The organism is Streptomyces sp. NPDC046727 (assembly GCF_040645635.1).
Taxonomy (GTDB): domain Bacteria; phylum Actinomycetota; class Actinomycetes; order Streptomycetales; family Streptomycetaceae; genus Streptomyces.
The window spans coordinates 21359-33047 of the sequence record NZ_JBEYYR010000041.1 but is presented as its reverse complement, the minus strand read 5'-3'; the positions used below and the strand labels follow the sequence as shown (position 1 = coordinate 33047).

Genomic DNA, 11689 nt, shown 5'->3' with positions numbered 1-11689 from the left:
TCAGCCCCTGTTCCCCGCTGCTGCCTTGCTTCCGGTGACGCGGTCCGGGTCGTGCCGGCCGCCGATGATCGACTGGGCGATCTCGCCCGCGCGGACCGCCACCATGGACAGCAGGGTGGAGGCGATGCCGTGGGTCGCCTCGGTGGCGCCCTGGACGTAGATGCCGCACCGGAAGTCCCCGGTGGTGCTGAGCCGGTAGTCGCGACCGATCAGCAACTCCCCGGCCTCGTCCCGGCGGAGGGCGCCGGCGACGCCGCCGAGCAGTTCGGCCGGGTCGGTGGAGTCGTACCCGGTGGCGTACACGACCAGGTCGGCGTCGAGGTCGGTGTGCTCGCCCGTGGGCAGGAACTCCACGCGTACGGCGGCGGATTCGTCGCCGGGCTCGACGGACACCAGGCGGGAGGCGTTCATCAGCCGCAGCCGCGGGGTGCCGGACACCTTCTGCTCGTACTGGCGGCGGTAGAGGCCCTGGAGGACGTCCTCGTCGACGACGGCGTAGTTGGTGCCGCCGTGGTAGCGCATGATGGCCTGCTTGACCTCGGGCGGGGCGAAGTAGAAGTCGTCCACGGCGGCCGGGTCGAAGACACGGTTGGCGAACGGGCTGGAGTCGGCGACGCTGTAGCCGTAGCGGGCGAACACCGCGCACACCTCGGCCTGCGGGTAGCGGTCCATGAGGTGCGCGGCGACCTCGGCCGCGCTCTGGCCGGCGCCGACCACGACGGCCCGGCGGGGCGGGCGTTCGTCGAACGCGGGCAGCCGGTGCAGCAACTGGGAGCTGTGCCAGACGCGTTCGCCGGTCTCGGCGCCCTCGGGCAGCCGGGGGCGCAGGCCGGAGGCGAGGACGAGGTTCCTGGTCCGGGCGACCACCCGGTCCCCGGCGAGCACGTCGAGCGCGACGACCTCGCCGGCTTCGGTCACCGGCCGCACGCCGGTGGCCTCCACGCCGTACTCGACCAGGTGGTTCAGCCGGTCGGCGGCCCACTGGAGGTAGTCGTGGTACTCGATCCGGGAGGGCAGCAGGGTGTGCTGGTTGATGAAGTCGACCAGCCGGCCCTTCTCCTGCAGATAGGAAAGGAAGCCGAAATCACTGGTGGGATTGCGCATCGTGGCGATGTCCTTGAGAAAGGACACCTGGAGCGAGGAGCCCTCGAGGAGCATCCCCCGATGCCAGCCGAATTCCTTCTGCTTCTCCAGGAAAAGGGCCTGCCCGGCGGCTCCGGATTCATGGAGCGCAACCGCCAGGGCGAGATTTGCGGCACCGAATCCGATTCCGGTGACGTCCAGTACTTCTGATTCCGGGCTCTGCTGCGCAGTGGATGATTGTCCTGCGAGCCGGGTCATATATCAACCACCAGGAGTTTTTCAATGGATGTATCGTCGCAGGACGCCCAGAATTCACCCGCGACGTCCTCCAGATGCGCAAGGGAACGCGCGCTGTAAAGGGTGGTCTGGTACTGGGTTATGTCGTAGTCGACGTGGGCCATGTCGGCGATGTCCAGCGGGCGGATCTCCGCGGAGCGGAAGTGCTCCAGCTCGCCGTAGGAGGAGACGATGCTGGCGCCGTAGGCCCGGGGCCCGTCGGCGGCGTCCAGCAGGCCGCACTCGATCGTGAACCAGAAGGTCTTCGCGACGAACTGGACGGCTGTCTCGGATTCGACCCTGCGCACGGCCTCGCCGGCCAGCCGGTACAGCTCGGCGAACCGGTCGGCGGCCATGGCGCTGCCATGCCCGATGACCTCGTGCAGGATGTCCGGCTCGGTCGAGTAGAACGGGGTCGCGCCGTCGCGGAGGTACTGGGTCGAATGGAAGTAACTGTCGGCCAGAGAGCCGCAGAACAGGTCGAAGGGGACCACACCGGAGGCGGGTCGCAGGCGGAATCCGGTCAGCCCGTGCAGGCGGTCGGACACGTCCTGCAGCTGCGGAACACCGTCTTCGGCCACGCCGAGCCGCTCCGCCGCCTCGAGGAACTCCGGCGCCGCCAGGTCCCGGTGCCGCTCCGTCAGTCGCTCGGACACCAGACGCCACAGCGCGTGTTCGGCGTCGGTGTATTCGACGACCGGAATGGGTTCGCCGACTACGTAGTTCGCGGCCCGGCCGGCTATTTCATCGCGCCGCTGCCGATATGCCGACGACTCGTCCGTTAATTCGGACCCACCGGGCCCGCCAATCATTCCCATACTCCCTGCCGCGGTCACCGGCAGGAGCTGCTCCGAAATTTGATTCGGTTCGAACTTACGCATATCAGCCTTCCCCCGTCTGGCCGAACCATGTGGAACCCTACACGCCGCCCGCGACACCTGCAAGAATCATCAGGCTGTCCACTTTGCGATGTTTACGCACGTTTACCCGGACATGATCAAAAACAAACTCGGAACGCATGTCGATTACGGCGGCCTTACATCCCCCGATAACACTCATGAACTGATGGTCATGCAATCGCGAGTAACCGCGGGTTGACGCGCAGTATTTACCTGCTTAGACTCGAAGTCCAGATCTGGACGACCAGTCGACGGAGGTGGCGTGGACGAGAGCGGTGCCGACGAGCACCTCATCCGCGAGGCCGAGAAGATCGCTGTCGCGCTCGGCCGCATGTTCCCCGGGCTGTGCGAGGTGGTGCTGCACGACCTGCGGGATCCGGACCACGCGATCCGCGCGATCGAGAACAACCTGTCCGGCCGTCAGGTGGGCGACCCCGCGACGGAGTTGGGCCTGGCCCGCATCGCCGACCCCGAGTACCCGGGCGTCATCCAGAACTACCCCAACCGGTTCCCCGACGGCCGCCCGGCCAAGAGCACGTCCATCGGCATCAAGAACGCCGGCGGCGAGTACGTCGCGGCGCTGTGTCTGAATCTCGACGTGTCGGTGCTGTCCCCGGTGACGCTCGCGCTGTCCAACCTCGTGGCCACCGACACCGAGCACCGCGACCAGCCCCTGGAGACCCTGCGCGACCGCACCGCCCGCGAACTGCGCGAGGCGGTCGAGACCCGGGCCGCCGAACGCGCCGCCACCCCCCGCTCGTTGAGCCGGGACGACAAGAAGGCGCTCGTACGACAGCTGCAGCGCGACGGCTACTTCGACTCGCGCGACGCCGCGCAGACCATCGCGGACCTGCTCGGCGTGTCCCGGGCGACGGTCTACAACTACGCGAAGTGAAGGGTCACCTGCCCATGACCACGGCCCCCTCCCCCACCGCCCGGACGCTGGCCGACCCCGACACCCCGTTCGCCGTCGTCGACGTGCACCGGACACGGCGCAACATCGCCCGGCTGCGGGCGCTGGCGGACCGCCTCGGGGTCGCCCTGCGCCCCCATGTGAAGACGGCCAAGAGCCTGGACGCCGCCCTCCTGCACGACGGCGCCCCCGGCCCCGTCACCGTCTCCACCCTCGCCGAGGCCGAGGCGTTCGCCGACGCCGGCTACGACGACATCACGTACGCCGTCGGTGTCGAACCGCGCAAACTCCCGCGTGTGATCGCCCTGTTGCGCCGCGGAGTCACCCTGCGGATCCTGCTGGACAGCACCGAGCAGGCGATGTTCGTCGCCGCGGCCGCGCGGGAGGCCGGCGTCGCCCTTCCCGCCCTGATCGAGATCGACTGCGACGGCCACCGCGGCGGCCTCAAGCCCGATGCCCCCGGCCTCCCCGGGATCGGCCGTCTCCTGCACGACGCGGGCTGCCTGGACGGCGTGCTGACCCACGCGGGCGAGTCGTACTTCCGCCACACCGCCGAGGAGCGGCGCGAGGCGGCGCGGAACGAACGCGACGCGGCGGTCGCCGCCGCCGAGCGTCTCCGCGCGGCCGGCCTGCCCGTGGCCACCGTGAGCGTCGGGTCCACCCCCACCGCCCACGCCGCCGACGACCTCACCGGAGTCACCGAACTCCGCGCGGGCAACTACGTCTTCTTCGACCTGGTCATGGCCGGCCTCGGCGTCTGCGACCTGACCGACCTCGCCCTGTCGGTGGTGGTCACCGTCATCGGCCACCGACCCGAGTACGGGTGGATCCTCACCGACGGCGGCTGGATGGCCATGTCCCGCGACCGCGGTACGGCCGTCCAGTCACAGGACCAGGGCTACGGCCTGGTCACCCACCTGGACGGTACCCCGGTGCCGGACCTGGTGATGACCGACGCCAGCCAGGAGCACGGCACCCTCACCGCCCGCGACGGCGCCGCCCTCCCCGAGCTGCCCATCGGCACCCGCCTGCGCGTCCTGCCCAACCACGCCTGCGCCACGGCCGCCCAGCACCAGGGCTACCACGTCATCGACGGCGGCCACGGCACGACGGCCCCCGCGCCCGCGATCGAGTCGTACTGGCCCCGCGTCACCGGCTGGTGACCGTCCGCCCGACCGCCCGGAGCCGTCCCACCCCGACCACCCGGAGGAACACCTTCATGGCCGCCGACCTGCCCGTCTCGTTCGCCGACGTCCGCGAGGCCGCCGCCCGCCTCAAGGGCATCGCCCACCGCACGCCGGTCCTCACCTCCCGCACCCTGAACTCCCTGGTCGGAGCGGAGGTGTTCATCAAGGCCGAGAACTTCCAGCGGATCGGGGCCTTCAAGATCCGCGGCGCCTACAACGCCGCCGCCCAGCTGCCCCCGGACCAGCTGGCGAAGGGCATCGCCGCCTACTCCTCCGGCAACCACGCGCAGGCCACCGCGCTGGCCGCCCGCGAACTGGGCACCACCGCCGTCATCCTGATGCCCGAGGACGCTCCCCGCTCCAAGCTGGCGGCGACCACCGGATACGGGGCGGACGTCGTCACCTACGACCGCTACACCCAGGACCGCATCGCGCTCGGCCACGCCCTGGCCGAGGAGCGCGGACTGGCCCTCATCCCGCCGTACGACCATCCCCACGTCATCGCCGGGCAGGGCACCGCGGCCCTCGAACTCCTGGAGGAGACCGGCCCGTTGGACGCCCTCCTGGTGCCCGTGGGGGGCGGTGGTCTCATCGCGGGCAGCGCCACCGCGGCCACGGCCCTGCACCCCGGCATCAGGGTCATCGGCGTCGAGCCCGAGGCGGGCGACGACACCAAGCGCTCGCTGGAGGCCGGCGAACGCGTCACCGTCCCGGTCCCCCGCACGATCGCCGACGGCCAGGCCCTGGACACCCCCGGTGCGATCACCTTCCCCATCAACCAGCGCCTGGTCGACGGGATCGCGCTCGTCAGCGACGCCGAGATCGTCACCGCGATGCGGTTCGCCTTCGAACGCCTGAAGATCGTCCTCGAACCCAGCGGCGCCACGCCCCTGGCCGCCCTGCTGGCCGGACGCGTCGACAGCCTCCCGCGACGGATCGGCATCATCGCGTCCGGCGGCAACATCGACGTCGACCGCTTCACCGCACTCGTCACCGGCTGACGCGGCGGGCCCCGGCCGGTGGGGATCAGGCCGTCAGCTCTCGCGAGCCGCCGCCCGGGGCCCCGGCAGCGAAGGTGACGCGGGTGAAGTACTCGGTGCCGAGGATGCGGTTCCGGGCCTCCTCCGACAGCTGGGAGAGGGTCCCCGGCAGCGCACGAACCCGCTCCACCTCGCTGCGGTGCGCCAGGATCGCGGCCCACTTCCGGTCGACCCATGGCCGGACGTCCACCGTGGCGGTGATGTGCGCGTCCGGCACGCTCAGCGCCGACTTGCCGACGCCGCCCAGGAGTTCACCCAGCTCGGCGGCGCCCGAGTGGGAGTGGGTCGCCAGGTAGACGGCGCTGGGCTGCCACGGCTCGCCCGCCTCCGGGTACAGCTGTCCGAGCCCGGCGGCCGACACCGCGAGCAGGGTCATCCGGTGGGTGTGCCGGTGATCGGGGTGCCCGGTGACCTGCCCATAGGCGTCATGGGTGACGACGATCTCGGGCCGGACCTCCCGGATGTGGGCGACGAGACGTCCGACTGCTTCGTCGACCGGCACATCGCACCACTGTGACCGCCCGGGAGCGGACTCCGGCACCCGGTGGTCCGCGTATCCGAGCAGGCGCGGCGGCTCACGCACGCCCAGGGCGGCCAGGGAGTCGGCGAGTTCACCGGCACGCGGTGTGCCGGGCGCCCAGGTGACCGTGACGACGGCCGTACGGGCACCCGCGGCGGAGTGCTGGGCGAGCACGCCACCGGCGACGAGCGCCTCGTCGTCCGGGTGCGCGAACACGGCGAGCAGGCTGGGCGGCACGGCTTCCTCCAGTGGGCCGGGGTCAGGGTCTTGACGGTCCCTCGGCGGCACCATGCTCACATCTCCCCCCAGTCCCAGGTGTCGAAGTACGCGGCCACGCCCGTGCCGCGCGCCTGCGTCACGGCTCTCAGCCGCGCGAAGTCCTGGACCGGCATCAACGGCCGCCACGCCTCCAGGGGCAGCACGCGGTACTCGTCGTGCTCCTCGGGGTCCAGGGTGATCCCCTGGATCTGCGCCGCGCTGAGCCGTCCCCCGTCGAAGACCAGGCCCATCGTGCTGTACGGCCACTCGTCGCCGGGCAGTCCGTAGACCGCGGCCAGCAGTCGCGGCGGGCCTGCGACCGTGATGCCGGTTTCCTCATGGCACTCCCGCACAGCCGTCTCCCAGGGCCGTTCGCCGGGCTCCATCGTGCCGCCGGCCAGCTGCCACGGATGGGAGGGGCTGTACCGGGAGTGCAGCTGGACGGGCCGGTCCTGCTCGTCGGTGAAGTGGACGCAGGCGAACGCGGTCGCCTTCATCAGTTGCTCGGCGTACTGCTCGGGCGGCAGCCAGACACGGCCCACGACGTCTCCTTTCCTGGCCGGCTCCCGTCCGGGAGCCGGGTCATGCGCAGCAGGGCCGGGCTGGTGACGAACCCCAGCGACCGCAGCGGGGACGGTCCCGCGGACGATCCGTGATCCGCTGCTCACCGTCCACCTCCCCGGGGGGACGGGCTCTGTCGTCGGGTGCCGGCGCGCAGCCGGGCCAGGGTGCGCCGGCCGCGCTCGACCAGTTCGGGGTCGCCGTGCGCGATGCCGAACTGGACCCCGGAGACGGCGTCCGGCGCGGAGCCGACCGTCAGACGCTCCACCTGCGGTTCCAGGCGGCCGGACATCGCCGTCGACCAGGCGGTCAGCAGCGCCGACCCGACCGACACCACGGCCAGGGGGGCCGGCGAGGGCAGGGCCTCGCGCAGTTTGTCCGCGGTCGGGGCGGTGGCGGACAGCCGCGTGAGGACGCTGTCGACGGCCACCAGTCCGCCCGCGGCCGGCATCCCGACCCCGAGCCGCGCCGCGACGACCCCGGCCGGCCCCCGCCGGTAGGCATCCCAGCCGATGCGGAACACCATCCCGGCCGTCCGTGGGCGAGCCGCGGCCATCCGCGCGCATCCCGTCCGGGTCGGCGCGCCTTCGGAGCGGACGAGCGACTGGTCCCAGCGCAGCCGGCCGCCGAACAGCTCCCGCTCCGCGTCCGAGATCCCGCTCGTCGCCGGCCCCTGCTCCCTCTGCGGTTTTCGTCGTGGTGCGGCCCAGGTCACCGTTGTCCCCTCGACGGTCGTCCGATGGCGTCGTCCGGCTCAACGACCGGCCCGCGATATCGAACACACGTATTTCGGACGGCCTGGAAACCGCCGTACAGAGCGGGTCCCGGAACATGCGTGATGCACGGACCCTTGCCCGGCAACAGATGCGGACCGGACGTGAATGGCCGAAACGCATCAGAATGGCCGTCAGAAGGGCGCACGCCACCGGAGCGCGGCCGGTGTCCGGGTGCGCCGAACGACCGCGCGCCCCACGGTGGTGTGAACGCCCGCCGGCTCCGGCGTGGGCGATGCGTGCCGTCGGCATACTCCAGCTGTCGGTGACGACTGGGCCCGGTTGTTCCCGAAGAGTCCTCGAACCGCCCGGCAAGGGAGCCTTCCGCATGCCCGTACCCGACACTCCGTCCGCCGTCGCCCGCACGCACCACCGGAGCCCGGACCGGGCGGACCTCGAACGGTTCGTCCGGCTGTCGATGCCGCTCACCGGTTTCGCCGCCTACGACCTGTACGGCACCGGGATGGCGGGGCTGTATCTGGACACCGCCCGGACCCAGCTCGGCGCCGGGGGCCTGGAGGGTTTCCTGGACGCCTGGCAGGAAGCGCTAGACGCGGGGCTGGGCCCCGACAGCCTGTCCGACCTGCAGCGCGAGATCGCCCGTGCGCTGGTCTACCTCTGGTACACGGGCGCCTGGCCGCGGCTGGCACCCGCCGCGCACGCCGCGCTGCGCCGGCAGATGGCCAACACCGAGTTCGTGGTGTCCGCCGAGACCTACCCGGAGGGGCTGGTGTGGCGTTCCTTCGGTGGTCATCCGGCCGGTGCGAAACCGCCGGGCTTCGCCACCTGGTCCGACCCTCCGCCCGGCCTCCCGGACCAGGACGAGATCCGCGAGGAGCTGGCGGCGGCCGGCGCGGACTCCCCGCTGACCGCGCACGCCGTCTACGCCGACGCGGCCTACGCCGAGCCGCTGCCGGAGGAGTCCGTCCCCGACCATCTGCTGCCCGGTCCCCGGCTGTGGCACCACACCGTCCCCTCCGCCGTACCGGCCGTGGCTCCCCCGCCCCGGACGGCCCCGAACCCCTCGATGGCAGGTGAATGACATGCCCGTGACCGTCACCGGTGCTCAGGTGGGCGGGCGGCGCTACGACGCGATCGTCGTCGGCAGCGGCTGGTCCGGCAGCATCGTCGCCCGGCATCTGGGCCGTCAGGGCTGGCGGGTCCTGGTCCTGGAGGCCGGCAACGGCGGCACCGAGAACTGGGAGGGCTACCAGGACTCGGTGCGCACCTTCTCCGCCGCGGCCCTGAAGGTCCCCAACTCCGCGTACCGCCCCAACGCGGCCGCGCCGTTCCCGGACGTGCTCGACCTGCACCCCGCGCCCGGCGGCTACGCGGCCACCGGCCACTTCGCGCAGACCGGTCCGCTGCCCTACGGCACGGACTACCTCCGGGCCCTCGGCGGTGCCGCGATGCACTGGCTCGGCGCGCTGCCGCGCATGCACCCCGAGGACTATCTGACGCGGACCCTCTACGACTACGGACGTGACTGGCCGCTGACCGCCGAGGACCTGGAGCCGCACGTCCGGCAGGCGGAGCAGCTGCTCGGCACGGCCGGGAACGGGCCGCGCCAGTACGAGCTGGGAGTCGTCCCGGACGCCGACTACCAGTACCCGATGGAGGAGATCCCGCCCCACTACCAGGACGGGGTGTTCCGCGACGGGCTGGCGGGCACGTCCGTGCGCGACCCGGTGGCCGGGCTGGACTACGACCCGGAGGTCTTCACCCTGCCGCAGGGCCGCAACAGCACCCCGAACCCGCTGTTCGACGGCGGGCGCGGCTATCGCCCGCGCGGTGCGGTCGGCATGCCCAACTTCGGCGAGCGGTGCGTCGGCAACGCCAGCTGCGTGCCGATCTGCCCGGTGCAGGCGAAGTCCTCGCCGCTGCGGCTGCAGCAGGACTTCACCGACTCGGTGCACCTGGCGGTGCGGTGCGTGGTGAGCCGGGTGCTGCCCGGGCGGGACGGCGCGGTGCGCGGGGTGGAGTTCCGTGAGTACGGCGATCCCGCGTCACCGGCCGGCCGCCCCTGGACCGCCGAGGCCGACATCGTCGTGCTGGCCGCGCACGCCATCGAGAACGCGGTCATCCTGCTCGCGTCGAAGATGGCCAACAGCAGCGACTGCGTGGGCCGTCACCTGATGGACCACCCCACGCTGCTGGCCTGGGCGCAGATGCCCGGCCATACGCCGATCGGCGCCTTCCGCGGCCCGGGGCACACCTCGGGAGTGGAGTGCTTCCGGTTCGGCGCGGGACGGGCCGTACGGTCACCGTTCCGCATCGAGATCGGGAACTGGGGCTGGGGCTGGGCCACCGGCGCCCCGATGAGCAACGTCAGTACGATGCTCGCCCTGGGCGGCGACGCCTCCGGTGAGATCAAACCCGGCGGGCTGTTCGGGCCCGCGCTGCGGCACCGGCTGGGCGACGAGCTGAACCGCCAGGTGCAGCTGCAGATCGCGGTGGAGCAGTACGCCGACCCGGCCAACCGCGTCACCATCGACCCCAGCCGCCACCGCGACCGCATGGGCAATCCGCGGCCGATCCTGAACTACGACCTCACCGAACGCGTCCGCGACGGGGTGTACGCGGCCCGCAGGGTCTCCGAGCAGGTCTTCGCCGCTCTGGGCGCCCGCGACTTCTCCGACTACCGACCGCAGGACGGAGTGCCCCCGCTCGGCCACTTCCGGCACCGGCCGGCGTTCGGCGGGGAGGAACTCGACCTCGCGTACCACGGCGCGGGCCACGGGGGCGGCACCCACATCATGGGCCTCGACCCGCACACCTCCGTCGTCGACACCCACCAGCGCACCCACGACCACCCCAACCTCTACGCCGTCGGCTGCGGCAGCATGCCCTCCCTCGGCACCAGCAACCCGACGCTCACCATGGCCGCGCTCGCGCTGCGCAGCGCGGAGCAGATCCACCGGGACCTGGCCGCCCTGCACCAGCCGGTGACCGTGGCGGCCCCGGCACGCACGGAGGCAGCCCGATGATCACCGCGACCGCCCTGTCCCGAGCCGAGATGCGTCCACCGGCCGACGTCGAGGAACTGCGCACCTATCTCCAGGCCGCCCTTGAGGTGGAGCACTTGACCATCCCGGTCTACATGACCGGCATGTACTCGATCGTCCCCGGCACCAACCAGCCCGCGTACTTCACCATCCGCAGCGTCGTCCTGGAGGAGATGCTGCACATGACGCTGGCCGCCAATCTCCTCAACGCCGTCGGCGGCGAACCGAGCGTGGACTTCCCGGAGTTCGTGGCCGGCTACCCCGCGCATCTGCCGTTCAGCGACCCGAGTCTGCCGCTCATCCCGCTCCGGCACTTCTCCCGCACGGCGCTGGAGACGTTCATGTTGATCGAGCGCCCCCGCTCCTTCGTCCCCGACCCGGGCGAGGAGACGACCGGCTGGACGTCCATCGGCCAGTTCTACGACGCGATCCGCCAGGGCCTGATCACCCTGGAAGGGCGGCAGCGCGAGGAGCACGCGGCGGATCCGACCCGCCCCGCCACCATCTTCACCGGCCCGCCCGCACGGCAGATCGGCCCGGAGGACTTCTACAACTCCGGCGGCGAGGCGTTCCCCGTCACCGATCTCAAGAGCGCCCTGCTGGCGGTGGAGACGATCAGCGACCAGGGTGAAGGCGTCGAGGACACGATCTGGACCAGCGACGACACCCTGTTCGGCGAGGAGCGGCAGGTCGCCCACTACTTCCGCTTCAAGGAGATCCGCGCCGGCCGCCGCTACGGCGGACACGACCTGCCGCGCACCGAGCCCAGCGGGCCTCTGCTGGACGTCACCTGGGACGACGCCTACCCCATCGACCCCGAGGCCACGGTCGACGACTACCCCGAGGGGACGGCCGTACGGCAGCACGCCGACGCGTTCAATCACCGCTACGCCGACCTGCTGACCCTCCTCCAGTACGCCGTGGCCGGTCGGCCGGGGCGCATGCGGGAGGCCGTCCCTGTGATGCTCGAACTGCGCGACCTCGCCCAGCGCCTGTACCGCAATCCCCACCCGGACCCGGACAAGGCCGCCCAGGGCCTGCACGCGAGCCCCACCTTCGAACTCCTCACGGAGCACTTCACCCAGGCCCGCGCCCGCGTCGCGCCGTCCGCTCCCGAGTCCGCCCTCGACGGCGGCGTCGACCGGACGGGCTGAACCCGTCTGCGCCCAGGTGG

11 protein-coding genes are annotated in these 11689 nt (G+C 71.7%); 6 read left to right on the top strand and 5 right to left on the bottom strand.

From position 1 onward, the window contains the following. Window positions 1–1341: a SidA/IucD/PvdA family monooxygenase gene (locus ABZ937_RS35615; protein WP_361698190.1), complete on the bottom strand. Its 1341-nt coding sequence runs from the start codon at window positions 1339–1341 to the stop codon at window positions 1–3. Next, window positions 1338–2240 carry a phenylalanine 4-monooxygenase gene (locus tag ABZ937_RS35610; RefSeq protein ID WP_361698188.1) on the bottom strand — a complete coding sequence of 301 codons (903 nt, stop codon included), beginning with the start codon at window positions 2238–2240 and terminating at the stop codon, window positions 1338–1340. Before ABZ937_RS35610 ends, ABZ937_RS35615 begins: the two co-directional genes overlap by 4 nt. 280 nt (window positions 2241–2520) lie before the next feature. Between ABZ937_RS35610 and ABZ937_RS35605 the strand changes: the two genes are divergently transcribed. Genes ABZ937_RS35605 through ABZ937_RS35595 form a run of 3 tightly spaced genes read left to right on the top strand, consistent with a single transcriptional unit; the run spans window position 2521 to window position 5359 of the window. Next, window positions 2521–3153, top strand: a complete 633-nt coding sequence (locus ABZ937_RS35605; RefSeq protein ID WP_361698186.1) for a PAS domain-containing protein — start codon at window positions 2521–2523, stop codon at window positions 3151–3153. 14 nt (window positions 3154–3167) lie between these two features. Continuing rightward, a complete protein-coding gene (locus ABZ937_RS35600) occupies window positions 3168–4334 on the top strand; it encodes an alanine racemase (RefSeq protein ID WP_361698184.1) in 1167 nt (388 codons plus the stop codon). 56 nt (window positions 4335–4390) lie between these two features. Continuing rightward, the gene (locus ABZ937_RS35595; RefSeq protein ID WP_361698182.1) at window positions 4391–5359 is read left to right on the top strand and encodes a threo-3-hydroxy-L-aspartate ammonia-lyase; all 969 of its coding nucleotides are present in this window, start codon (window positions 4391–4393) and stop codon (window positions 5357–5359) included. Between the two features lie 25 nt (window positions 5360–5384). Here ABZ937_RS35595 and ABZ937_RS35590 read toward each other — a convergent pair whose 3' ends face one another. The 3 genes from ABZ937_RS35590 to ABZ937_RS35580 form a co-directional block, all read right to left on the bottom strand. Next, a complete protein-coding gene (locus tag ABZ937_RS35590) occupies window positions 5385–6155 on the bottom strand; it encodes a PIG-L deacetylase family protein (protein WP_361698180.1) in 771 nt (256 codons plus the stop codon). 56 nt (window positions 6156–6211) lie between these two features. Continuing rightward, the gene (locus ABZ937_RS35585; protein WP_361698179.1) at window positions 6212–6718 is read right to left on the bottom strand and encodes an NUDIX hydrolase; all 507 of its coding nucleotides are present in this window, start codon (window positions 6716–6718) and stop codon (window positions 6212–6214) included. A 122-nt stretch (window positions 6719–6840) separates the two neighbouring features. Further along, complete coding sequence (locus tag ABZ937_RS35580) at window positions 6841–7452, bottom strand: hypothetical protein (protein ID WP_361698178.1); 612 nt, start codon at window positions 7450–7452, stop codon at window positions 6841–6843. Window positions 7453–7838: 386 nt separating this feature from the next. On the opposite strand from ABZ937_RS35580, the gene ABZ937_RS35575 reads away from it, so the two are divergent. Genes ABZ937_RS35575 through ABZ937_RS35565 form a run of 3 tightly spaced genes read left to right on the top strand, consistent with a single transcriptional unit; the run spans window position 7839 to window position 11669 of the window. Then, window positions 7839–8552, top strand: a complete 714-nt coding sequence (locus tag ABZ937_RS35575; RefSeq protein ID WP_361698177.1) for a hypothetical protein — start codon at window positions 7839–7841, stop codon at window positions 8550–8552. 1 nt (window position 8553) lies between these two features. Then, window positions 8554–10497, top strand: a complete 1944-nt coding sequence (locus ABZ937_RS35570; RefSeq protein ID WP_361698176.1) for a GMC family oxidoreductase — start codon at window positions 8554–8556, stop codon at window positions 10495–10497. Continuing rightward, window positions 10494–11669: a ferritin-like protein gene (locus tag ABZ937_RS35565; RefSeq protein WP_361698175.1), complete on the top strand. Its 1176-nt coding sequence runs from the start codon at window positions 10494–10496 to the stop codon at window positions 11667–11669. The genes ABZ937_RS35570 and ABZ937_RS35565 overlap by 4 nt, the downstream gene beginning before the upstream one ends. Window positions 11670–11689 lie beyond the last annotated feature (20 nt).